The organism is Paenibacillus sp. FSL E2-0151 (assembly GCF_037993015.1).
Classification (GTDB): domain Bacteria; phylum Bacillota; class Bacilli; order Paenibacillales; family Paenibacillaceae; genus Paenibacillus; species Paenibacillus amylolyticus.
Window position 1 is genome coordinate 6357168 of sequence record NZ_CP150308.1, and the last position, 24689, is coordinate 6381856.

16 protein-coding genes are annotated in these 24689 nt (G+C 45.1%); all 16 read right to left on the reverse strand.

What is annotated here, in order from left to right; translation table 11 throughout:
* Positions 1–277: 277 nt before the first annotated feature.
* A complete protein-coding gene (locus MHI55_RS28275; protein ID WP_076254030.1) occupies positions 278–3274 on the reverse strand; it encodes an S-layer homology domain-containing protein in 2997 nt (998 codons plus the stop codon).
* 519 nt (positions 3275–3793) lie between these two features.
* Positions 3794–4135 (reverse strand): hypothetical protein, encoded by a 342-nt coding sequence (locus MHI55_RS28280; RefSeq protein WP_036612519.1) that lies wholly within the window; start codon positions 4133–4135, stop codon positions 3794–3796.
* A 206-nt stretch (positions 4136–4341) separates the two neighbouring features.
* Entirely contained in the window at positions 4342–8325 is a 3984-nt protein-coding gene (locus MHI55_RS28285) for an S-layer homology domain-containing protein (RefSeq protein WP_340387808.1), read from the reverse strand.
* 164 nt (positions 8326–8489) lie between these two features.
* Complete coding sequence (locus MHI55_RS28290; RefSeq protein ID WP_036612523.1) at positions 8490–9617, reverse strand: MraY family glycosyltransferase; 1128 nt, start codon at positions 9615–9617, stop codon at positions 8490–8492.
* Positions 9618–10031: 414 nt separating this feature from the next.
* The gene (locus MHI55_RS28295; RefSeq protein WP_100528407.1) at positions 10032–10793 is read right to left on the reverse strand and encodes a WecB/TagA/CpsF family glycosyltransferase; all 762 of its coding nucleotides are present in this window, start codon (positions 10791–10793) and stop codon (positions 10032–10034) included.
* 7 nt (positions 10794–10800) lie between these two features.
* Complete coding sequence (csaB, locus tag MHI55_RS28300; RefSeq protein ID WP_340387809.1) at positions 10801–11982, reverse strand: polysaccharide pyruvyl transferase CsaB; 1182 nt, start codon at positions 11980–11982, stop codon at positions 10801–10803.
* Entirely contained in the window at positions 11958–13979 is a 2022-nt protein-coding gene (locus MHI55_RS28305; protein WP_339191079.1) for a DUF5693 family protein, read from the reverse strand. Before MHI55_RS28305 ends, csaB begins: the two co-directional genes overlap by 25 nt.
* A gap of 412 nt (positions 13980–14391) precedes the next feature.
* Positions 14392–16113, reverse strand: a complete 1722-nt coding sequence (locus tag MHI55_RS28310) for a phospho-sugar mutase (protein WP_340387811.1) — start codon at positions 16111–16113, stop codon at positions 14392–14394.
* A 112-nt stretch (positions 16114–16225) separates the two neighbouring features.
* Complete coding sequence (fabZ, locus tag MHI55_RS28315; RefSeq protein ID WP_036613058.1) at positions 16226–16657, reverse strand: 3-hydroxyacyl-ACP dehydratase FabZ; 432 nt, start codon at positions 16655–16657, stop codon at positions 16226–16228.
* 484 nt (positions 16658–17141) lie between these two features.
* A complete protein-coding gene (locus MHI55_RS28320; protein ID WP_017691949.1) occupies positions 17142–17366 on the reverse strand; it encodes a DNA-directed RNA polymerase subunit beta in 225 nt (74 codons plus the stop codon).
* A 12-nt stretch (positions 17367–17378) separates the two neighbouring features.
* Positions 17379–18218 carry a flagellar hook-basal body protein gene (locus MHI55_RS28325; RefSeq protein WP_036612538.1) on the reverse strand — a complete coding sequence of 280 codons (840 nt, stop codon included), beginning with the start codon at positions 18216–18218 and terminating at the stop codon, positions 17379–17381.
* 415 nt (positions 18219–18633) lie between these two features.
* On the reverse strand, positions 18634–19518 hold the full coding sequence (locus MHI55_RS28330) for a flagellar hook-basal body protein (RefSeq protein WP_105600129.1): 885 nt from the start codon (positions 19516–19518) through the stop codon (positions 18634–18636).
* A 102-nt stretch (positions 19519–19620) separates the two neighbouring features.
* Positions 19621–20619 (reverse strand): rod shape-determining protein, encoded by a 999-nt coding sequence (locus MHI55_RS28335; protein WP_036612542.1) that lies wholly within the window; start codon positions 20617–20619, stop codon positions 19621–19623.
* Positions 20620–20838: 219 nt separating this feature from the next.
* A complete protein-coding gene (gene spoIIID / locus MHI55_RS28340; protein ID WP_024632710.1) occupies positions 20839–21126 on the reverse strand; it encodes a sporulation transcriptional regulator SpoIIID in 288 nt (95 codons plus the stop codon).
* A gap of 170 nt (positions 21127–21296) precedes the next feature.
* On the reverse strand, positions 21297–22037 hold the full coding sequence (locus MHI55_RS28345) for a M23 family metallopeptidase (protein ID WP_076254018.1): 741 nt from the start codon (positions 22035–22037) through the stop codon (positions 21297–21299).
* A 1029-nt stretch (positions 22038–23066) separates the two neighbouring features.
* Positions 23067–24407 carry a stage II sporulation protein D gene (gene spoIID / locus MHI55_RS28350; protein WP_076254017.1) on the reverse strand — a complete coding sequence of 447 codons (1341 nt, stop codon included), beginning with the start codon at positions 24405–24407 and terminating at the stop codon, positions 23067–23069.
* Positions 24408–24689 lie beyond the last annotated feature (282 nt).

Here is a 24689-nt window from a genome sequence, read left to right on the forward strand (position 1 = left end):
TAAACGTTCGAGAAGGGTAGAAAGTTACGATGTTGTTGTGTATTAACAATTTAAAAATTCTCTAAGTTAAATAAAATTGAGTAGCCTATCTCTCACACCTTGTACGTACATTCGGTATACGGCGGTTCAACCATTTGAGCGCAATCGACAGTACCTCAAGCGGGTGTTTTTCTACTGTTAAACTATTTCGAACTAACCGCCAAGTTTTTACGCTTGCCGGGCGAAAAAAAAAGCAGCCTTGCATCTATAAAGATGCAAGGCTGCTTCAGAAAAAATATTAATTAGTCAACTGTTTTCCGAAAGAAAACTCATCCAGCGCATTACCTTTTGCATCAGTAATAGCTTTTGCAGCTTTATTTTTAGAACCATCGAATTTCACAGTTGTAACTTTACCATTTGTGTCACCAACTACATTTGCAGTAATAGTGATAGTTCTGTTGTCAGTACCACCAATAGAAGCACCTGTGATTGTTGTTGTCACGCCACTACCTGCATCAATGTCGAAGAGTCCTTGGATGTAAGCAGAACCATAGTTGCCATCTTGAGTAAGAGCCTCAGAAGCATAAACAGTTACTGTAACAGTGTTATTATCTCTAACAATGTTGTTCAGAGTTACTGTTGGAGCAATACCATCTAGTACAGTTGCAGTGAATGCTTGAAGCTTGTTACCGAAGCTATCTTGAGTGCTTGGGTTAGTAGCTTTCAAAGTATAACCGTTAACATCATTAGAGATTGTGTTATCAGCAAACTTCAGAACTACAGTTTTGTTGGAATCAGCCAACGTGTAGCTTGTTGGACGAACGCCATTCAGATCGAAGTCTCCCAAGTTAACATTCGACAACGCTGTGTTGAATTTAACTTTAACTTCGTTACGGCTTGTAGCATATACATCGTTAGTTGTCGCAAGTACTTCGGAAGAACCTACGTTAGATCCTACAGTGTAGTTACCACTGTTGAAGTATTTACCTTCGGAATCTTTAATGTAGCTTGCGGAAACTTTAGCTTTAGCCCAGTCAGTGATCGCAATGTTATTTGTAACAGCGATTCTAACAGTGTTTGTAGAAATCAATGTGATGTCATTGTTTTCTTTAGCGATTTGATATGGAGTTCCAATAGGAGCACCAGTGTTATCAACGTTTGTTACCATATATTTAGCTGCATCCAGAGCATTACCGTCACCGGAAGTAGCCAAAGTTTTGTTGAATTGAACATATACATAACGAACACCATTAGTCACGTCAGACCATACACGTGTTACACTACCGTTTTGAGCTGTGTTAGCGTTCAATGTAGCAGTATAAGGCAACAATACATTTCCGATTGTTGCAGTGTCAATAACACCAGATACTGTCAATGTATAAGTTGCATCAGATTTCAAGCTGCTTCCCAGGTTAACAGTAACAGTTTTATTGTTGCTGTTATAACTTGGTTTGATAACTGGGTATCCTTTAGAAGTCAATCCAGATACAGTTACAACTTTACCTTCTGCATCTTTCAGAACGTAGTTCTCTGGGTTTTCTGCGGAATCCAATTTCAGTGATTTGCTGAATTGAACTTCAGCAATGTAGTTACCATTTTCCATTTTGAACTTAGTATCTACAACTGTTGGACGAACTGTGTCCAATGTTGGAGTTACTTTAGTGTCAACGGAAGCAGAGTTGTTGCTATAGTCGGACACTGCAGTCAAGTAAACTGTGTTTTCCGATACATTCAACGGATTGTTGAATGTCAACGTAACTTTATTATCGTTGATTTCAATGGTTTGAGCAGTATTGCCAGTAGTGTTAGCATACGCACTTGCTACACTTTTCACAGTTTCGTCGAACTCAACAGTTACTTCTTTCAGGTCATTGGATTTAACACCAACAACTTTAGGAGCAGCTGTATCTTCAGTTGCTGTGAATTTGCTTTCTACTGGAACGATGGACAGACCAGAGTAGTCTTGTACGCCGCTCACACGCAATGTGTGTTCACCAGCAGTCAAATCTGTAGTTACAATTGCAGTGTTAGGATAAACGTATTTTACTGAAGCAGCAATCACGTTGTTATCTACACGGAAAGAAGTAGCGTTCACAGATTCTGGTTTAACTGGCTCGCTGAATACTACTTTGAAAGCTTTTGTTCCCAGAGCTTTAACTTCTTTTACTTCTGGAACTGCAACATCAAGTGGAGTAAACTCTACTTTTTGTGTGAATGTTTTAGTTGCATCAGCATTTTTAACGTTGTTGATTTGAAGACTAGTGGATCTTTGGTTAGTCAAAGAAGTGTTACCTTCAGATACCAACAAAGTTACAGTAGTTTTGTCATCAGACAATGTAGCGCTTTTGAAAGTCAGACCATTAACAACATAGTTGTTTTGGTTTTCAGCAGACATTTGATCTACAGTACCATCAAATTTAACTGTGATTTCTTTCAGGTTTGTAGCAGATACGGAAGATACCGCTTGAGCTACTGTAGTTACATAAGTAACTTTTTCAGTGAACTCTTTATCTTTGTAAGTAAATTTCACTTCAGTTTCTTTGTTAGCTTCGAGAGCTTTATCCAAAGTTACTTTTACTGTTTCGCCGTCGCTGATTTTGAACTCAACAACTTTACCAGCTTCAGTTACAGTGTAAGAAGATACTTTCAAGCTTTGAGCTTGATCGATTGCGAAAGCTGCACCTACCAACAATTCGCGGGAAGCGTTAGCTGTGAAATTAGTGTTTGCATCAACCAAACCAGCATTGATTGCTGCTTGAACATAACCTTTAGCCCAAGCTGGAGCAGTGTTGTTTGTTTCAGTTGGGATTTCAAGATCCAATGCACGAGTCAGGATTGTAGCCATCTCGGACACAGTCACTTTACCGTTGAAGTCGAAGATTTTCTTCTCAACGTTTTTACCTTCCATGATACCCGCAGCAGTTACTGCTTCGATGTAAGGTACAGCCCAGTTTTTAGCTGTGTAGTTTTTGTCAGTGTAAGAAAGAGTTCCAGTGATCTCTTTCAGACCCAGCAATTTAGTGATAACTTTTGCAAACTCAGCGCGAGTCATGTCTTTGTCAAGACCTGCTGTACCATCCGGATAACCGTTGAAGATACCTTTTGCTTTCAATGCATCAAACTGTTGTTGCGGGGAAACTGCTGTGTCACCGAATGCTACAGATGCAAACATTGAGAATGCCATTGCTGTAGACAATGCTACGGATAAAATTTTCTTCATAACCTTTTTTTCTCCTCCTTGGGCGTTCATAACATTTGAATTTTCTTTTTTAATAGGGTCGCTCGTATTCCTCATATATTGTTGCACCCCCTTTCCAGAGTTGTGAGCAAGTTAATATAAATGATGTCTGTGAGCATATCACAGAAACTTGTAAACTAGTTTGTAAAGCAGAATCACACGTAAATAGAGTAGTTTCCTAATCCTACCTTACGTATTATACAATGGGTCTCTCGTGTCGTAAAGCAATTTTTTCTAAAAAATAGACAAGATTCTTCACGAGGTCATTCTTGGTAACAGGCCCAATGTTTTCGACTCTACACTTTAAACGCAGTAGATTTCAAAAAGTTGCGGATTGCACAAAAAAAGTTTTGATTTTTTTTTATGTATAGGTACAGTGCGGGTATCGAAGCCATTCAAAACCTTTTCAAACCGTTGATACAGCAGTGAATCTGGAATTGTGATCTCTGGTTTGTCTGTGCTACCAACGTTTATTTATACCCGCAACTTCAACCTATGAAGCGACAAAATTCACAAAAAATAAAATAAAAAAGCACCCCTATTGGGATGCTTTTCCTGCAGTTCTGGAAATATAAGTTATTTAATCTTCATCGCGAGTTCAATAATTTGGGCACGCATATTTGGATCGCTGTTCAATCTCAGATACATATCGTCAATTGGTTGTCTGTTCTCACGGTACGTTTTCTCATGCTTCATCGTTGTATGAGACCATTCAATCAACTCATTCTCAGCCAGCACCAGATTGTTATACGCATCATGGAAGCCAGTAGACTGTACAAGCCCTTCCATAACTTCCTGAGAGATTTCCTGAGTCTTACGTGTATCTTCCAACTTTTTCTCCAGAATGACTGCCTGCTTCTCAAACTGTGTCTTTGCCTTCATGTAGCCCAGCTGGGCTTTTGAATAAATCGGTTTCATTAGCTAACTTCACCCTCTAGATCATTGTGTATTTACCGTTATTGTATCTTATACTCTAGCAAATTACAAAAATAGTTATTGGTAAAAATTCTGTTTCTTCTATTATAAAAGTACTCTATGTCAATTCATTGACAGCCATGAAAAGGACCTGCCCCTTTAGAGTAAGGGACAGGTCCTTCCTAAATTGCATTAATGTATCAAACGAATTAACTCAAGGTTTTAGGAAATAATCCTGTGCTCTTTTTGAGCAATTCCACAGCAATCTTCGCTGCTTCTGCGCGAGTCATGTTACCTTTTGGATTGAATTGGTATTGTGGTTTGGTTGATCCTGCTACAGTCACTGGACTACCGTCCATGATCTTAGCCTTTGTTACAGCTTGTACAGCTGGACGAGCATAATACTCAATTGAAGATGAATCCAGGAACGACTTGCCTAGTGCTGAAGACAACTTGCTATCATTGGCTGCAAGTTTGGCGTTCATCGCACGCGCAATCATAACGGCTGCATCTTCTCTGGATATTGGCAATTGCGGCTGGAAGAATCCATCGCTACGTCCCGTTATAATCCCTACACGTGCTGCTGTCTCAATGGCTTCATAACTCCAGATCTCAGCTCCAGTACCTTTTCCTACATCACTGAATGTTTGCTGCGTCGGAGTAGTAATTGGAATATCCATACCTTTAACCAACAATGTTGCGAACTCCCCACGTGTTACTCGGTCATCTGCACCAAACGAATTACTCTTCAATGGTTTCATCAGACCTTTGGCATACATCGCATTAAGATAGTTTCTTGCCCATGGATGGTTCGTAATATCCGCGTAACTTCTGCTTTGTTTCATTACTTTATAATATCCGAACTCATCAAATGGCACTGTGATCGTATGTTTCTTCGTATCTACTTTACCACCAATCGGTACCCAGGTACCCGCCTGCGTTTTGTCCGAAAGACGGAATACGGTGATTGTTGAACCCACATCATCTACAATTGACGGATCGTAGTTCAAGATTAACGATCCACGATTGGATGGAGTAAGGATACGTTCAGCGGCAAACGTAGTGAAAATTCCGTCCATACTGTATGGTGTGACTCCGTCTGTAGCTGACTTATAACTGCTATCATTTCTATTACCTTGTTCTCCAATACCTCCACTGATCCAATAAATATCGGAAATCAACGCAAAGTCACTTGTATCCAATGCAGATGAGAAATTACCCGAAACGGAGAGAGGAATTTCAATCTTCGGCTTATATTCGCCTCCAACTTCAGTATCATACCCGTAATCATTTATCTTTTCTACAATTCCTTTTCTCGGTTCTGCAATTCCAAACAACACTTTGTTAGTTGGATAGAATTTTGTAATACCTATTGAATTTTGGGATTGCAAAACTGTTCCTTTCGGGAAAGAAAGCTGTAAGTTTTTATTAAAAGCTGTATATTTGTTAGCTACTTTAGGAGCCATATACTGTGAATTCGTTGTCACTGCACTAGTGTAGTACACAGATACTGTATCACTAATTGTTCCACCAGCACGAGTGATCTCAATCTTGATTTTATTATCCTTATCAGGCTTCAATCCCACATAATCAAGCACAAAACGATTATTGTAATCCGTACGCTTCTCAGCAGGTTCTTTGCCAACCAGAACTTGAGTTGCACCCTCTGCTTCGATATCAAATCGTACATAGTTCTTATTAACAACAATCTGATCACCCACCGTTGGCTGAGGAGCCAGAATTCGGTATGGAGCAGGCTCACGTACAACCTCAATTCGTTGTGTAGAACGAGCGCCAGTACTATTAATCAACTCAAGCGTATACACTTGGGTTCCCGGCGCATCGAACTTCAGACCACGAATCCGTCCGATGAATGAATCTTCATTACCAGCAAAGTCAGAGCCGGTTATATCTCCAACTGTTGCACCGTTATCTGTACTTTCCAACACCTCTGTATTATTAACAGTTTTACTGAAAATCACTTTTGAACCGAAACTCAAGTTGATATTTTGCGCTCCACTTCCTCGGAACACGAGATCGAACTCTTTCTCACTTGTTACATACTTACCGTCTTTGAGAATAAAGTCAGGAGTCACGGCAAAAATTCTACTTAATTTCTCTTCCGTGTAGTTCGCGACTGTTTTATTATCAAATAATTCTCTACTTGTAGGGATACGTGTTGGCATAAAAGAAGCAATGGTTGAGTTATACGAATCCACTACATTAATTTTCAGAACCGATGTTATCGTTTTCGGTCTTCCACCCGCATCGTCAACAATAGCTCGAATATCAATGGTGTTCTCTCCGTAATAAATCGGACCATTTTTTTTGATTGGCAGACTGAATTTGAATTTTTGTGTTTTCGGGAATGCAATGACCGGAGCTGTTGTAGACCCTGTGTTGTTCAAATCAGTAGCATTCACTAAACTTGTTACCGTTGTTGCAGTCAACTGACCATTAACAAGCATCTCTGCTTTCAAGTCAGTCAGGTCTTTGAAACCTAACAATTCACCCTCAACATTCAGGTATTGCGTTCCTTTGGATGAATCAAACGTATACGTTTCTCCTGTCTGGATACTTCCTACGTAGATTGAGCTAATCGTCGCATAGGTAACCTCAACTACCTTAGCCAGATCTGGTTCAGGATTATCACTGAATGAAAAACGAAGTTGCTGTTTACCACTTGCAAGGCTGGTAATCTCATATATCTGCTCGTTATCCTTTAGACCTGTTGCACCAAGATATTGTTTTAGTTCAACCGGTTTAAGTCCTGATGGTAAGTAAACACCTTTAAGTGTTGGAACTGGTAACTTGTCAAGAGAGCTTCCTGACTCTACAAGGATATATAGTTTATCATCTTGCAATGTTGCGCCATTCAGTGGTCTCTTAGAGTCAACTGCTCCTCCCTTATAGTTAGGCAGGTAATATAGGTTCGTAATATCTTGTGCACCTGATGAATACACGTAACTAGCTGTATATTCCGCACTGAACGCACCTTGGGCTATTTTCACTACAAGTGTCTGATCCTTGGCAGCCTTCGTACTGTCAGTGCTACTAGGAGTTAGATCAAACTCCTCAGTGGATGTAAAGCTTACCATTCGATACTTGACAGATTTTCCATCTGGGCCTGTGATCAACTGTTCATCTTGGGCCTGTACTATAATACTGTAACTTTTACCTTGGACGGTTACAGTACCCTCATCTGCGAATTTGCCACTACCCTCCACATAAGGAACCAGGATCTGACCAGCTAATGTCCCTTTTGTTTTATCTGGGTCCGTGAAAGTTGCCAAATCCGTTTTACTCACTACAGATTTAGTCTCATTTCCAATCGTTACTTTGAGATCTACGAAAGGTTTTGTTTTATCAAAATAATAAACAACACGTTCCGTTTCAATCCCATTAGGCTGACCTTCAATGTTGAACTTCAGAATATTTTTACCGGGTAATAGCTTTATTTGAGATGCAAAGAAACTACCATCCGTTGTTACAGGGGGGTCCATTGGTTCTCCACCATTGACTGAAATGGAGACCTGAGTTGCATTCTTAACTGTACCCTGGAAATCTACACGCTCTGTATCCACAACGGTCTCGGTACCTTCATTTAGGTTATACGCTACACCGCCACCTGGGATGGTACGGTCTGTATAAAGTATGAAGTTTTCAATATAAGGAGCAGGATCATACATTACATAGAATGAATCAGAACTTTCTACAGAACTATTCCCTTGTGTTCCAATAAACGTTATTCTGTTGAATCCTGAAAATAAGCCTACGTTACTAGCTGTAAAACGGTTACTGCCACTATTCGTGATAGCTGTAGTTACAGTACGTGTTTCATCCGGAACCCATGTACGCAAGTTTCCTTCTTCAACAAGCTTTAACTGCTCAACTTTCACTTTTAGACTCGAACCGTTAACCATTGAAAATGTGCCCGTAATATCAAGGGACGAAGTAGGGCTTTTATACACAAGTTCCCTTGTCAGAAAGTTGGAGTTATCCTTGCCTTGAGTAGAATCATAGACAAGCGAAAGTCTTGAGCTTTCTCGGATTGTTCTATCAGATGGCGTAAAATACGTTGAAAATGCATCTGCAGCCGAAGCAACGGACCCACCGAATAGACCTTGTGGGAACAATGAGAACACCATGGTGACCAACATGATCCAGACCAACGGCCGTTTCTTTTGTTGCATTAAATATCATCTCTCCTCTTTTAAGTCAGTTACCTTTATATATCGGCAAAAGGTACCAATTATTTAGTAAAAATCTCAAAATAAACAAAAAACCTTATCCACAAGGGATAAGGTTGGGTCTGGAATAATATTCAAAAATTGCTGTAACCATTACATTTGTCTATTTATGATTTCGAACGGGTCTCCGGATTCAACTTGACGCGCATGCGCATCAGAAAGTTAATAACCGGTCTTCTCGTTTTGCTAACAAGTCCAATGACTTCTGCTCCCACCTGGAGGAAGAACATCATGATACAGATGACCACAAATGTTACCCAGTTCGCTTCAAACATGGCAGCGGAAGATTGGATAATCGCCAGAACTCCGAAGAATGCGGCAATTCCATAAATGATCAGCACCGTCTGACGGTGACTGAATCCAAGTTCACGTAAGCAGTGATGCAGGTGACCTTTATCCGGTGCGAAAATCGGTTTCCGTTGTACCGCACGACGGATAATCGCGAAGAAGGTATCCGAGAGCGGCACACCGATAATGATCAGCGGTGTAATAAAGGACACGATAGCAATTTGTTTGAATCCCAGCATGGACAGCATCGCCAGAGAGAAACCAAGGAATAGTGATCCGGTATCCCCCATGAAGATCTTAGCCGGGTGGAAGTTAAAGAACAGGAATCCGATAATACTACCCAGCAACACAAGGCACATCAAGGCGATCATCATGTTCCCCATCAGGAAGGACATCACGGCAATGGTACCAATTGCAATGCCAGATACACCGGCAGCCAGACCATCCAGACCATCAATCAGATTAATCGCATTGGTTACACCAACGATCCATAAGATCGTCAGCGGAATGGATACCCAAGCTTCGAGTGAAGAATAGGAATCCTGAAACGGAATGTTAACGAAATCTACCCGGATATTAAATCCGAATACAACGACAGAAGCAGCAACGATCTGACCAAGCAGCTTCACTTTGGCTGATAGTTCAAACCGATCATCGAGTGCTCCGATCAGCACGATAATCGTTCCACCAATCAGAAACGCGCTGACAAAACTCATGTCCCGAGTTGTGAACCATGCAGATACAAACGGAAGCAATGCAGCAACTGTAATAATAAAGGCCAGGAATATCCCCAGACCACCAAGACGTGGCATGATCCGTGTGTGTACTTTACGTGCATTCGGCGTATCCATTGCGCCAATGCGGACTGCGAACTTTTTGACAAGTGGTGTCAGGGCAAGAGCCAGTCCCATTGACACGATAAATCCAATGATAAAGATCGCTACCATTTGAACATTCGACCCCCAATTATAATACCTGTACGAAATTATAAATCCCCTGATCTCTTTTTATATATAAAAATTATTGTTAGTCACTTTTGATGAAAAATTTTGTTACACGATAACGGAGAGTGCAGAAATAACCTGTAGATGCGAAGCGTTCGCCTACAAGCTTTCTCAAAGAAAGCTACATCGTAAGCATATGCTATCGCGGGATTTCAACCTTGCAAAGGTGGATAAAAGAAATCCAGAGATAACAGCGATCAAAAGGTTATTCTGACATCGAAGTGGCCGTATGCAACAACTTCCGTTTTTCATGGAGTGGCACACATGTAATCCGGAATGAATTATACGCTCATCACACCCGAAAAGCCATCCTCAATTTCTAGCAAAAACACGCATTTATCTCGCAATTACCTGTTTTTAACGGACTTTCGTCACGTTTTCTTTGTCACGCATCACCTTAACAGCGAATTTCGGAAGCGCAAGCATCCGTCCAGCCCGGCTTGGTTCACGCAATAAGCGATAGAACCACTCCAGTCTTAACTTTTGGAACAGCATAGGCGCACGTTTGGTTTTGCCCGAAATCACATCAAAGCTGCCGCCAACGCCCATGGTTACAGGAACCTGCAGTGCATCTTTGTGCTTGTGAATCCACGGTTCTTGGGTGTCGGCCCCACGTGCTACAAACAACAGATCAGGTGCTGCTTCTCGAATGGAAGCGACGACCTGTTCATCCTCAGCCGGACCAAAATAACCGTCGCGATAACCCACAATTCGAATCGCCGGATATTGCTGTTGTAACCGAACTGCCGTTTCTTGAATCACCTCAGGGGTGGAACCAAGCAGATATACGCCCCATCGATAGTTTTCTCCAACACGCAGCAATTCATGTAAAAGCTCAAAACCCGGCACTCGCTCAGCTACAGGATCTCCACAATAGTTTGCAGCCCATACGACACCCGTTCCATCAGGAACAATCAATTCCGCAGCTTGCATGACTTCCATAATTGCGGGATTTTCCAATGCGGCCATAACCATAATGGGATTGGCTGTAATGACCTGATGTGGTGTCTGCTTGGACAGCACAGCTTCCTGGAGAACCTTTACCGTTTCTTTCATCGTCAGTTTGGAAAAAGGAATGCCGTAGATCGAAACGGTAGGTATTGATCCGGTCTGACTCATCTTTATCTCATCCTTTGCGGCCTAAATAGTTGATAATCTGCTGTGCAGGCACTCTGGCTTCCTGCTTCAGTTGGGTGATGCCTTCTTCATGTTCCTTCAACCATTGTGAACGTTGATCCAGCAGTCCAACAACAGTCTTGGCGAGTTTGTCGCCATCGAGTGTATCCGTATTTCCTGCTGGTTCACTGTCCAGACGAAGCAGGAATTGATCAATTTTCGGATCATACGAGATACCCACCGGAGGCACATATTGCGAAGCTGCATAGATCAGACTGTGCAGACGCATACCGATGACGAGATCACACTTGCTGACTTCCTCCAGCATAAGCTGAGGGTCGGTCAGATCTTCTGTGATGCTAATCTCACTGCCCTTGCTGGTCACATCACCGAGCATTTCCATAAGGAAACGTGATGCCTGTTCATCCACTGGCAGATGAAATGGCAGAAAACGCAGGTGCACCGCTCTTTTGGAGCACAGCTTTTTCAATCCGGCGGCAATAGCCGTAAGTTCCTTCCGGTCTGACTCCCAAAAACGTACCGAAACGCCGATCACAGGAAGCTTGGTATGTCCTCCAGTTGAAGGTTCCACTCGATTAGCTTGAGTAGCAGCATCTGCTGAGACAGCACCTGCGCCCCTCTCAACTTTTGTTTCAGGTAATGGCAAGCCCATTACCGGGTCGGGTACAACATGGATCTGATTCCACTGTAACCCAAGCCCACGCAGGTAGTCTGCAGATTGTTCATCCCGAACGGATACATAGGTGCAGGCCTTAAAGACCGATTTGATCATCGGATTAAAGATTTTACGATTCACAGGGCCAATCCCCTGGGCATAGATAAACGTTGGTTTTTTCAGCCACTGGGCCAGCTTGATTACACCCAGATAATAAGGAATGGATTTCAGTCCAGTTGCATCTTGCAAAAGACTTCCTCCGCCACTGATTAACCCGTCACTCTCCTTGAGTGCTTCACGGACTTCCTTCAATTTCATACGATGCACGGAGCGCACACCGTACATGACGGTTGTCGACTCGGGATCACCCGAGAGAACAATTGGTTCAATCGTTATGTTCGACCTTTGGCTTTCCTCTTCCAGCGCTGTCAAAATCGACTTTAGCACCGCTTCGTCTCCGCTATTGCGGAATCCGTAATACCCCGAGATGACTAACTTTTGAGAAGTGGTGACCATTTTTTCCAACATCCTTCCGCTACTTGCCACACACCCACAGCAATGATACCGAAGATTAAGCCAAGTCCCAATCCCATCACTCCACGAATGAGTGACAATACAGCCGGCGTATGGATATGCGCGAACGTATCCACCATGGACAACTGTCCAATCGCTGCAATAATGAGCACAAAGATGACTTTACGATATTTTAAAGCGGCGAACACGCCAACGATAAACAGCGGGTGTCCCAGCATAAATTCTTTGAATCTCGGACGTACACCGAACGTATCTTCCAACGTGGTACGAAGGAACATCTCTAATGGTGTTACTGAACCCGAGTTGCCTGTACGGCTCAAGTAATAGTACCCAACAACGGCAGCAACAAGTGCCAAAACAACCATTAACACATTAATTGGCATACGAAGCATTTCTTTAATTTTCTTAATAGAGAATGAACCCGAGCCACGATAAAACACAATATAGATCGCTACCAGTGCCATAGGTGCAAAGTGCAACAGACTCACGCCGCGGAACTGGTTAATGACCAGACTGTACGTAATGCTGTTAAGCAACGCGATGACAAAAGGTACCGCCAGGAATGACAGAATCGAAGTTCTTACATATAACACCAACGTTTGTTTCAAACGACGACCCGCAGATGCGTCGGGTTGACGCTGTTGCTGATAGTTCACTGTACGAACGGCCAGCACCATCGCTATGGTCGGCGCGGCGATTGCCACAAGCAAGGCAATTCCTTGCTCCAGCAGCGTTGGTTTCAAGAGGAACAATCCTGCACTGCCCACCAAAGCGACCACAAATGCGATCAAGGTCAGTAGTGGGATAAAATAAGAAACCATAAGTGCAATCATGGCAATTGCACCAACAAGAGCAACCAGCTTGGCATAACGCTGAATCGAAGAATCCTTAACTGTAAATGCCTCAGCTTGTCCTAGCTCGAATCCATGCTTCGCCATGCGTTCTACGGCATGACCCGGCTCACCCAGGCTGTTGATCAGATTCTCAATTGGATCTGTAATCATGGCCTTTGCTGTATTCCGGCTTGGTGATGCATTCATATAGAGCATACGAATGTTGCGATCCTTGGTTGCGAGAACAAAACGGTCAGCAATCGTGTCTACGTCCAGATTGGCATCTCCATCACTAAGCGAGTACAGACGCGTAACGTTGTAATCCGTTTTATACGCAAGAGTCTGGAAACCAGACTGTGGTTTCTTCAAGTTCTCGATGGCTGCAAGACCAATATTGTGCTTGTTCAGCAACTGTGCGAATTGGTCGAGACTTTTCATCTCTTCATTATCATTGTACCCTTTCACAGCATCACCATCAAACAAGATGCGCTTTACGCCATTCTCTTCGAAGAAGGTAAGCAAGCGCTCCATCGATTCTTGGCTGTATGGCACACTGTCCGAGATCCGCGGCAAAATGTAGAAACCTTTATCACGCAGCATCTTCACGGCAACCGGATCGGGCTGCAAAGGCTGCATGTTGGCATTCTCCGGAGGAGTCTGCAATATTAAGCCGCTACGACCTTCATATTCCCATGGTACTACCGGAATCTGCCGATCAGCGAACGTTTGTTCAATAATAGGGGTATACGTCTTTGCGTTTTCCTCTGATGTAAATAACACATACGTGTAATTGGCATTAGAAGGGATCACATCTTTGGTCAGGTTCGCGAGATCCTGGCCGTTATATACCATTAGTCGGCGTGTCTTTCTCAGCTCGTCCAAAGTACTTTCGAACACAGCCATCGTTGTTACGCCTGCGTCTTTTAGACGAGTCAATTGTTCATTCATGAAATCTTGCGGATGTGCCTGATACGCTGAGATATCCAGCAGTCCTCGATAGTTGAAAACAAGTTCCACCTTTTTGGCAGAAGATTCTGTCTGCACCCGATCACTGATTACAGGGATGGACGCGACCAGACCGATGATAACGACGAGCCACAACCACTTCCGAGAAGCGTTATTCCAATAAAGCCATTTTTGACGCACTACATGTACCTCCTCAAGTGTTGGAACCAAATGCACGTTCAGCTCAAGTAATTCGTTCATTTAACATTTATACAATAGGTTACAAACAGCTTGTGTCAACAAGCCCTCTTATATGCTATATAGATTGAACTAAAGCATTATTTAACACTCGCCACTTCGATGGCAGAACAACCTTCCGATCGCTGTTATCCCCCGATTTTTTTGATTCACTTTTAATAAAGGTGAAAATCGGGTGATAAAGGCGAACGTTTCACTTCTTCAGGTTATTTCTGCCCTCTACGTTCTCGTGTAAATGTTCAGTTCAATTTATATAGATCCATCTGTAATATTATTTCAAAGAAAAACCCCTCCGCCAACCAACCTTACGGTGCGGAGAGGCCTTCTCATGTTCTTTCTCATTGTTGCATTCGTATTATTGTGCGTCTACACGCGACATCACTGTAGTCACCAGACGCTCGATCCAGCTTTCCGCATCTTCCAAATTCTCTCCACGCACGGCGAAGTATACTTTGATCTTCGGTTCTGTTCCTGAAGGGCGCAAGCAGAACCATGAACCGTCTGCCAAAATGAACTTCAGTACGTCCGCCTTCGGAAGACCGTCCAGACCAAGGGAGTAGTCCTGTACATCTTGTACAGCAATTCCCGCTACTTCTTGTGGCGGATTGGAACGCCAGTCCGTCATTTTGGCTTGAATCTGAGCTACGCCGTCTTTGCCTTTCAGCGTACGGGACTCCAGCTTCTCCAGGAAATATCCGAATTGGTTGTAGAGCTCTTGCAAGACATCATACAACGTCTTGCCTTGGCTCTTATAATACGCAGCTGCTTCAGCAATCAGCATCGAGGCAAGGACAGCATCCTTGTCACGGGCATAGTTACCGGAAAGGTAGCCATAACTCTCTTCATATCCGAACAAGAATGTATGACTGCCTGTTGCTTCGAACTGGTTCATTTTTTCACCAATATATTTGAAGCCCGTCAGTGTGTTCATCACTTCTGCACCGTAATGTTCAGCAATAACAGCACCCATCTCACTTGTTACGATTGTTTTGACAACCGCACCATTGCTTGGCAGTGTACCTGTCTCTTGCAGGCGACTGAGCAGGTAATGTACCATAATGGCACCAGACTGGTTACCGGACAAGACGAAATATTTGCCATCATTGTCTTTCACGACAGCACCCATACGGTCTGCATCCGGATCTGTTCCGATCAGAATGTCAGCGCCTACGGATTCTCCCAGCTTCATTGCAAGCGTAAACGCTTCGCGTTCTTCCGGGTTAGGGGATTTCACGGTAGAGAACTCAGCATCCGGCTGTTCTTGTTCAGCTACAATGTGCACTTGCTCGAATCCGATCTGCTCCAGTACGCGACGTACAGGGATGTTGCCTGTTCCGTGCAGCGGTGTGTAAACGATTTTGAAATCACGGCCTATGCCGGATTGGATCAGTTCACGGCTCAGACTGCGGCTCGCTACGGTATCCACAAACGCTTGGTCTTGGTCTTCACCCAACCAGATCAGGAGTCCTTGAGCTTCTGCTTCTTCTTGCGTCAGCTTTTTCACGTCAGCAAGGGAAGGCACTTCCTGAATGTACTGAATGACTTTCTCCGCTTCATCCGGTACCAATTGACCACCCTCATAATTGTAGACCTTATATCCGTTATATTCCGGTGGGTTATGGCTCGCTGTTACAACGATCCCTCCAGTTGCCTTCTGATGACGCACTGCGAATGACAGCTCAGGAGTTGAACGCAGGGATGGGAACAGCTTGGCTACAATGCCGTTTCCAGCCAGTACAAGCGCAGCATCCAGTGTGAATTCAGGTGAGAAATGACGGGAATCATGAGCAATGACAACAGAAGGTTTGCCTTCTTGGTCACCATGCTGCTCAAGCAAATAACGCGCAAATCCTTGCGTTGCCCGACCTACGGTGTAACGGTTCATCCGGTTACTTCCCGCACCAATGACCCCGCGCAATCCACCTGTACCAAACTCCAGGTTTCTGTAAAAACGTTCCTCCAGCTCTTTCGGCTGATCCTGCAAGTCACGAAGCTCCTGTTTCGTTGCTTCATCAATCGAAGCATCCTCCAACCATTGTTGCAACGTCTCTGCTGCTGCTGTGCTTAACTGTTCCATTCCGATAAAACCCCTTCCGTCTATATAAATTCAGGTGTGCTGAGTTACTTCAACATCTTGCATCATTCGCTCCGTCTACGTTCCTGCATGATGTCAATGCTCACATATGTAATCAGCTTGGGTCAGACAGTGCAAACATGATCTCGCCTTCAGCGACCACTTTGTCGTTCACTCGGGCAGTTGCTTTACCTTTACCAATAGAACCCTTCAGACGTGTAATCTCCACTTCCAGAATCAACGTATCTCCGGGCACAACTTGTCCACGGAATCGGAAGTTGTCCAGTCCCGCCAAAAAGCCGATTTTTCCTTTGTTGCCTTCCAAATTCAGAATGGCTACTGCACCAACCTGAGCCAGCGCTTCTGTAATCAGTACACCCGGCATTACCGGATACTCTGGGAAATGACCAATGAAGAAAGGTTCGTTAATGGTTACGTTTTTCAAACCAACGGCACGTTTGCCATCCTCAATCTCTAGAATCTTGTCCACCAGCAGAAACGGGGGGCGGTGCGGGATGATTTCTTGAATCTGTTTGATATCGAGCACAGTGTAATCTCCTCTCGGGATGTTTATATGAGCGTTCTTCATCATGGATTGACTCTTAGCGTTACGGTGGTCGTTACGGTTACGGATCGTCCCTCTGATCGCTGTTGTCTCCGAATTTTTTTGATCAACCTCAGAGAGGTCAAAATTCGGTGACAAAGGCGAGCGCTTCGCTTCTTCTGAACGATTCCGTTCCCTCCACTTACTTCGGTGCTGCAAGGTCAACCCCCACATGATCAAGTCGAAGCTCATATAAAAGGTTTTTAATTTAAATTTTGTATGGAAAGCATATTTTCGGTTAACACTAGTTATATCCTTCATGACTGCAGTAGTGAAGGTTAAGATAAGGGGTCTCTCTTCGCGATGACGAATGTCTTTCGCAGGGGAGGCCTCTTTTGTGACGTCAAACGTCATCCATCATTATACTGTTTTCAACGTCAAAAAGAAAACTCCTGCCTGCGCAGGAGTTTTCGCTTAACTCGTTACATTATGGAGCGAATACCAGATTATATACATGTTCCCATGTACTCCATTGCCATACGGAACCGATATCTTGTTTGCCCAGTACCACATATCCAGCTACCATTCCGCCAGCGAGGGCAAGAACAAGCAGGACCGGAACCAGGAACCATCTTGCGATGCGCCATCCACTCTTCTTCTTCTTGACTTCCTTTTTCTCCGGCTTACTGTTCTGCTGCTGTGTTTCTGTCATCACATTCACCTTTTACGCTCTCATATTGTTGGCAAGACCCAACATGGAATCACTTGAAGTTAGCGCCTTTGCCGCCAGCTGATATGTCCGCTGTCCTTGCATAAGCAAAGACATCTCCTGTGTCAGATCAACATTGGATTGCTCCAGAAATCCTGGACGGATCAAGGCCGCTGCTTGACGTGTAGCTGCATTAGCGCCAAATACATCATCTTCGGTTAATCCCGCATCCAGACCAAACAGGTTATCCGCAAACTGCACCAGCCCCTCAGGACGTTCAATGTCTACCACTTGCAGCTGTGCTCCAATGGTTGCGTTTGCCGCATTACCGCGTCGGATTAACAGGTTGCCATTTTCATCAAAAGCAACTTTGCTATTATTTGGTGCCGTAATACGATTGCCTTGACGATCCAGGGCAAAGTGGCCTTCGCCATTGACCATCACCATCATATCAGGTGAATTCGGAGTAGGCTTAGGTCTTGTATCAGGTACAAAATGAAATGCACCCTGACGTGTCCACATTTTCTCCCCATTCGCTTCAACTGCAAACATCGCATTTCCCTCAATGGCCAGATCGGTCGGAAGGCCAGTCTCGTTCATGGGGCCTTGAGACATATCCTTCGTTACATCTGCCAAGCGAGCACCGAAACCGAGGTTATATCCCATCGGTGTGGAACGTCCATCCAGTTTGTACTTGTCCGGTTGTTGTTGAACCCGGGTCAGCACATCCTCGAATGCCGCCTGCTTGCTCTTATAGCCTGCCGTATTCACGTTGGCAATATTATCGGAAATGACATCCAGACGCTGCTGTATGGCAGTCATGGAAACCTTGGCACTAATCATGGAATTATTCATTGGTGGTATACCCTCCCTTGTGTCCTGTCCACCCTCCCAAACCCTCCCTAGTAGGGAGGGCCCCAGATGGCGCTGCCCTCTGGACTCCCGAAACAGGCGGATTAGGTAAGTGGGGTACGATCTTGCTAAGTGACGGTGGTGTGTGTTCGCCGCGACTGCCCGACTATGATTCCCGCCATCGTTTCACATGGCTGAATCATAGTCGGGCACGCTCTTTATGCGGCGTGTAGCTCCGCGGGGTCTCTCCTTGCTTTGCTCCGCAAAGGACTGTCGAGACCGTCGCTGCGCTCAGGTATTGCCACGCAATCCTCGCATAGCTCGGTTGCGTTTGGTTTGCGCTTCGCGTGAGCCTCTCTGCTTTGCTGCGCAAAGGGCGTTTGGCTCTCCGCTGCGCGGTTATATTTAAACGTCGGCGTTATACACGCCCGACTTCATTGACGGCTTTATCCAGACTGCGGTCGTAGAATTGTACGATCTTCTGGTTTGCTTCATACGCACGGAATGCGGCGTTCATATCAACCGTTGCCTGTGAAGCATCGACATTCGAACCTTCCAGGTAACCCTGACGGATCTGCACATTATCACCGGCAGCCATCATCCGGGACGTTGCCCCGTTTGCATCGCTAAGACTGAAATTGCCATTACCTTGACGAACCAGTTGATTCGGCTGGTCAATGACACTAATGCCAAGAGTAACCCCTGTTGGTGCACCCGTTGCTGCATCTACCAAACGGCCTTGCTCATCCACTTTAAATTGCTCCACAGAACCTGTCAACACTACAGGTTGTCCATTATTATCCAACACTTGTGAACCTGTTGAACTCAGCAATTGTCCCGTTCCAGTGATCTCGAAGTGACCATCGCGTGTATATCCGGTGTTACCTTCTGCATCCTGAACTGTAAAATACGCCTGAGGCTGGTAAGTCACCGTGCCGTCGGCCCGTACAAATTTGCCTGATGCGTCAAACGGGACAGGTTGTCCAGTCTGCGGATCATTGACAGTCATATTGGATGAAATGGAAAAATCATTTTTCTGCCCAGTCTCCATAATGGTCCCCTGCAAATTCATGGACAAACTTTCTTCCGCGAACACCCCCGTGTTCAGCTTGCCCAGCCGCTTTGTTGGAAGATTTGCATCTCCGCCTACCAAAGTAATGAGCATTTCCGGGAAGGAACGGCTTACGCTGTTCACCTGTTTGTATCCCGTGGTGTTCATATTTACGATATTCTGTGTTGCTGTGTCATGGCGGCGTTGTTGCGTAATCATTCCCGCAGTAGCGGTGTACAGACCTCTTAACATGAATTAACCCCTCTCCTCAAGCGCTTGACCTGCATCACAGGTTGGCTGCTTGTCCGTTCTGCTTTCCGAGCATGGCGAACCTTTGCTATTTATATCGGCAGATTAGAACTTTTTCTTAACCACCTGATCCAAATTATTAAGCATTATGCCTGTCCCCTTCACGACACAGTGCATTGGATCTTCCGCAACCCATACCGGTACATGCAATTCATTGGACAAAAGCTCGTCCAGTCCGTTCAGCAATGCACCTCCGCCAGTCAATACAACACCACGGTCGATAATGTCCGCTGACAATTCAGGCGGTGTACGTTCCAATACCGATTTGGCTGCCACGATGATGGATTGTACGGAATCCCAAAGCGCTTCCTGTACTTCATTTCCCGATATCGTTACGGTAACAGGAAGGCCGGATACCATATCGCGTCCGCGAATGTCCATCTCTGTTTGATGTCCACCCGGATGTACGGTACCAATCGCAATTTTGATGTCTTCAGCGGTCCGTTCACCGATCATGAGCTTGTACTTGGCTTTGATAAACTTGATAATGGCTTCGTCGAACTTGTCCCCTGCGACTTTAATAGAAGAGGCGGTGACCACGTCGCCCATAGAAAGGACTGCAACGTCAGTCGTACCGCCGCCGATATCCACGACCATATTGCCGCTCGGCTGAAAAATATCCATTCCCGCACCGATCGCTGCCGCTTTCGGCTCTTCTTCCAGAAACACTTCTTTGGCACCGCTGCGTTCTGCCGCCTCACGGATGGCCTTCTGCTCCACGGAAGTAATGTTCGTTGGTGCACAAATCAAAATCCGAGGGTGGCTGTACCAGCTTCTTGCACCCACACGATTAATGAAATGTCTGAGCATCGCTTCTGTAATCTCGAAGTCCGCAATAACGCCGTCACGCAGCGGTCTAATGGCAACAATGTTACCTGGAGTACGCCCCACCATACGACGCGCTTCTTCCCCAACAGCAAGGACACGCTTCGTATCTCTTTCAATGGTCACGACGGAAGGTTCATCGAGGACAACCCCACTTCCTTTCACGTGAATAAGCACGTTGGCCGTGCCAAGATCAATACCGATATCCTTGCTAAACATAAAAGAGCCCCCAAAGTGATATTATTTGGTCAGCGTATCCTGTGAAAAAGAGTCCCTTATCACGTCACCGCTCGTTCGACAAAGTGCAACATATATATGTAAAAATCGGGCTGATAAGATGTCATAATTCGATCCTGTACCAGCATTTAACATATCATACTTCAGGGGAGGGATTCAATGCATGTGTGAGCTTTTTGGCCTACGTCTTTGTGAAGATGCTTACGATTTGGCGGAAGCCAACACCTCACGTTTCTTGCCACTCGTTTTTTTGTATTTAATTTTGGTCGCTTCACCGCCCCGCAAATGGCGGATGGACTTGTGATACTCCAAAATGTGTTTCACCTGGTCAGCAAGATCAGGGTTGATTTCCGGCAGACGCTCCGTTAGATCCTTATGCACAGTACTCTTTGACACGCCGAATTCTTTGGCTATGGTACGGACCGTATTCCTCGTCTCAACAATGCAGCGACCAATTTTGATGGTCCGTTCCTTGATGTAATCGTGCACGCTCCCGCCTCCCTACTGTGTGGATAGTTTGGTACATTATATGAGGAGCATGCCTATATATTCGCGGTTTAGAGGTGTGACAAGCTTCGAAGGTCCCATTATTTTCTGAAAAGCACAAAAAGAGCAGAGGTTTAACCCTCTGCCCGTCATGTTGCTGCGGTAAAATTCATTTATTTTTCCGGAAGATATCCTTGCGGGTTAACTGGCTGTCCGTCTTCGTACACTTCAAAGTGAAGGTGGTTGCCAAGCGTTTTACCCAATTCATTGACGCCAGCGGATGCAATCGCATCTCCCTGTTTCACTTCGTCGTCCTGTTTCACTTTGACGTCTGCCAAGCTTTGGTATACCGTTTTCAGGTTATCGCTATGTGTGATTTCCACAACTTGACCTGTGAGCGGATTTTGCTCAACCCGGGTAACTTTACCGGCGAGTGCTGCTTTGACTTCAAACGTTTTGTTATCCCCACGTGCCAGATCCACACCCGTGTTCGGGATGAATGTATCATTGTACTGCACCATTGCCGCTTCATGTTCCTCGGTTGAAGCTTCGCTATCATAGAAAGGTTTTACTACCGAAATTTCGGACGGTACCGCTACCGGCCATACAAAATTCTCCGACTTTGCAACAACTTCCACACTTTCTTCTTCTCCGCCTACTGCTGTTCCTTCTGTACCCACCGATGCGCCTGTTTCTACTACCCCGCTAGCAGGGTCCGAGTTTAGCGTTTTGTCGCCTGTGCCCTGATAGACCCACACTAAGGTTAGTATAATGCCTGCTGCTGCGATGTAGGCTGCCGGGAAGACCCAGCGTTTGGACATTGCTCTTTTCCATGAAGAGGGCTGACTAGCCGGTACTCCTTGAGTTGTTTTAGGAGTTTCTTCTTGGTTTGTTTTTTTGTTTTGTTCATTCATGTTAATCACCTCAGTAACAAGTGTTACCGGGTGCAACTCTTTTATACACGCGCGACTCTAATTATTTTCACGGAGGTTTCAGAGAGTGCTATATATGTGAGGGGTGAGTAATTAGTGCGTACACCGCTTCGGGGCCAGAAAACCTTTCGACCGGCTGTTATCCCCGGATTTCCTGATTATTTCTCCCAATGGAGAAATCCGGTGATAAAGGCGGCCGCTTCGCTTCTACAGGTCTTTTCTGTCCCCTGCGCTCCCCTTACGGCTAGCACTCTCCGCATATATAGCCAAATCTCGAAAGCTCCGGAATGGGTGTTGGTAGACTGGTCCGGATTGGCTGTAGGGGTCAATCTTTCTATGAAGTGCATTTATCGGTGAGAGAAAGGATATAGGATGTGACTGGATAATGCAGATTTAAACCACCCAGGTTCTTTGAAAGTGAGATGTGAGATTAGAGATAGACAAAGCGCGCCAATACTGAATGTTCCATCTAACATCTTGATTTAAAAGAAACTGGATCATGAATGGTTACAGTATAGTTAGAAGTTGCTTGGTAGACAGGGAACATAAATCAATTTTTTAACCTTAGGGCTTGGAAACTTAATTTCAACGTTCTGGTTCTGGTTCGGCTTGCTTATTGCGAATGAGCATGTAGTGAATGGCAGTATCCACCATTTTGTTAGTGATTAGAATAATAAAATATTTCTAACGAACTCAGACGGCCTTATTGGCGGGGAAATCGCGGCTTAGGAATTCTAACGAACCGTAGACACACTAATTACTCTTTAGGGCGCTATTATTGGATCAGTTCGGTGGTATATCGTGATATAACGTGTCTGAGATTCGTTAGAATTTCCATTCGTTGTGATAACGCCCAATAAGATCTCTCAGATTCGTTAGCGCCCCACTGGTGGAAAGGAAGCCTGATGAGTTCCAAACCTAAACTGCTCTCATTCACATACATTTGTATACATTCGCACATACTCCTACTCATTCGAGTTATTTCGCTTTATCCATCCGTGTTCATCTCTCCTACTTCGATGCAAGCATCTTGGATGCCTGTCCGAATGAAATGCCGGTATAGTAGTGTTTGAGAATCTGGGTGGCCGTGTGTCCCTCCTGCGCCATGCCGTTTGCTCCCCATTGGCTCATGCCAACCCCATGACCGTAACCGTACGTTGTAATCTGGATTTCGTCACCTGTGGTCTTCCAACTGAACTGGCTGGATCTTAATCCAAGCAGTTTACGAACCTCGGGTCCGCTGAATGTCTCACCCGCGATCTGCATTTCCTTAATCCGATGTCCTTTGGTTGTAGACAATACTTCCATCCACGATCCACCCTTCTGAGCGGTAACGGGAATGGCATCCAAGTTTAACTTCTGCAGAATATCATTACGCTTCATGGTGACGGTCTGTTTGAATCCTGGTGCCAGGTTTTTGTCCCACGGACTGTCTACACTTTGCAGATACGGTACGGCGTTCCCCCATACATCCTCAGCATTCTCGGTATACCCATTACTTGTGGAAAAAAAGGATGCGGTGATTGCCTTGCCCTGATATGTCATCACCGTATCTCGACTTTCGCGCACAGCCTGTTGTAGCTTCTCCCATTCCTTCGCCTTCCCTAGACGCGTCCAATCCGCTTTCACCTGATCTGGCGGAATAAACACCTGATGGTTGACCGTATCCGTCACATCCGCCGCACCTGATGGAACACCGCTTGTATCACTCGCAGCTAACCTACGCACGATAAATGTACGAGCAGCTATTGCCTGCGCCTTTAACGCCTCCAGTCTGAATTCCGCAGGCATCTCAGCTGCCACCACCCCGGTAACATAGTCTTCCAGTTGCAGATTCATCGTTGTGCCCGTTGCAGACAGGTATACGCGCACTTTAGGTTCAGGGTACGTAACAGGAACGGCTGGCGCAGGAGCTGGGGTTCTTGTACTGCTTGAATCTGTTGGAGCAGGGATCGGCTTTGGTGATTCGCTTGTCCGCGGCCATACCAGAATTACCGGAATCAGTAACGCCATTGCCAATAAGGCAGATACAGCGGCAGCAGGTTGCCATCGCGTCGTATTACGTCCCCATCGGGGTTTTCGTCCAAACGTCCGCATTCGGCGACGCTTCACTCGGCGGAACTGGTCCAGCTCAATAACAGGTATATGAATATGCTCGGTTGTCTTTCGGTTCAGTTCATCTGCCGACACCCGTCCTGGATTGGATAATCTTGCAGGCTGTGATGGAACAGTCCTCAGGTTCAATGGGGCAGGCTTGTCTTTTTCCACTCCAGAAACGGTATTTCCCTCCGGCTCTTGCATACCTGGACGAGGGACAAGGGGTACCTTTACCTGTACACGAGCTTCTTTCATTCGAATATAACCCTCCGTTATCTATGGCCGGTCATGTGCCGGTCGTGTTGTTCAAATCCATAGTTTAGGTTATGAGCTGGCTTGATCTGATAGAACCTGATTTGAGAGAAACGAGGCCCTTTTCGTTCTGTTCAATTTCTTGTTTTCTTTTGCTATGTACATCATAGAAACGTTGATCTGTCGCTGTATACCGGTGTTTAGCTGGATCCGACACCCATATAAAGTATGCTCTTTCATTTGGTTCAGAATCGATACAGAATACGATGTTATGCTATACAAGTT

Bases quoted from the DNA above. Each gene is read 5' to 3' on its own strand.
- MHI55_RS28275 (WP_076254030.1), bottom strand. From the start codon at position 3,274: ATGAGGAATACGAGCGACCCTATTAAAAAAGAAAATTCAAATGTTATG.
- MHI55_RS28280 (WP_036612519.1), bottom strand. From the start codon at position 4,135: ATGAAACCGATTTATTCAAAAGCCCAGCTGGGCTACATGAAGGCAAAG.
- MHI55_RS28285 (WP_340387808.1), bottom strand. From the start codon at position 8,325: ATGCAACAAAAGAAACGGCCGTTGGTCTGGATCATGTTGGTCACCATG.
- MHI55_RS28290 (WP_036612523.1), bottom strand. From the start codon at position 9,617: ATGGTAGCGATCTTTATCATTGGATTTATCGTGTCAATGGGACTGGCT.
- MHI55_RS28295 (WP_100528407.1), bottom strand. From the start codon at position 10,793: ATGAGTCAGACCGGATCAATACCTACCGTTTCGATCTACGGCATTCCT.
- csaB (WP_340387809.1), bottom strand. From the start codon at position 11,982: ATGGTCACCACTTCTCAAAAGTTAGTCATCTCGGGGTATTACGGATTC.
- MHI55_RS28310 (WP_340387811.1), bottom strand. From the start codon at position 16,113: ATGGAACAGTTAAGCACAGCAGCAGCAGAGACGTTGCAACAATGGTTG.
- MHI55_RS28320 (WP_017691949.1), bottom strand. From the start codon at position 17,366: ATGACAGAAACACAGCAGCAGAACAGTAAGCCGGAGAAAAAGGAAGTC.
- MHI55_RS28325 (WP_036612538.1), bottom strand. From the start codon at position 18,218: ATGAATAATTCCATGATTAGTGCCAAGGTTTCCATGACTGCCATACAG.
- MHI55_RS28330 (WP_105600129.1), bottom strand. From the start codon at position 19,518: ATGTTAAGAGGTCTGTACACCGCTACTGCGGGAATGATTACGCAACAA.
- MHI55_RS28335 (WP_036612542.1), bottom strand. From the start codon at position 20,619: ATGTTTAGCAAGGATATCGGTATTGATCTTGGCACGGCCAACGTGCTT.
- MHI55_RS28345 (WP_076254018.1), bottom strand. From the start codon at position 22,037: ATGAATGAACAAAACAAAAAAACAAACCAAGAAGAAACTCCTAAAACA.
- spoIID (WP_076254017.1), bottom strand. From the start codon at position 24,407: ATGAAAGAAGCTCGTGTACAGGTAAAGGTACCCCTTGTCCCTCGTCCA.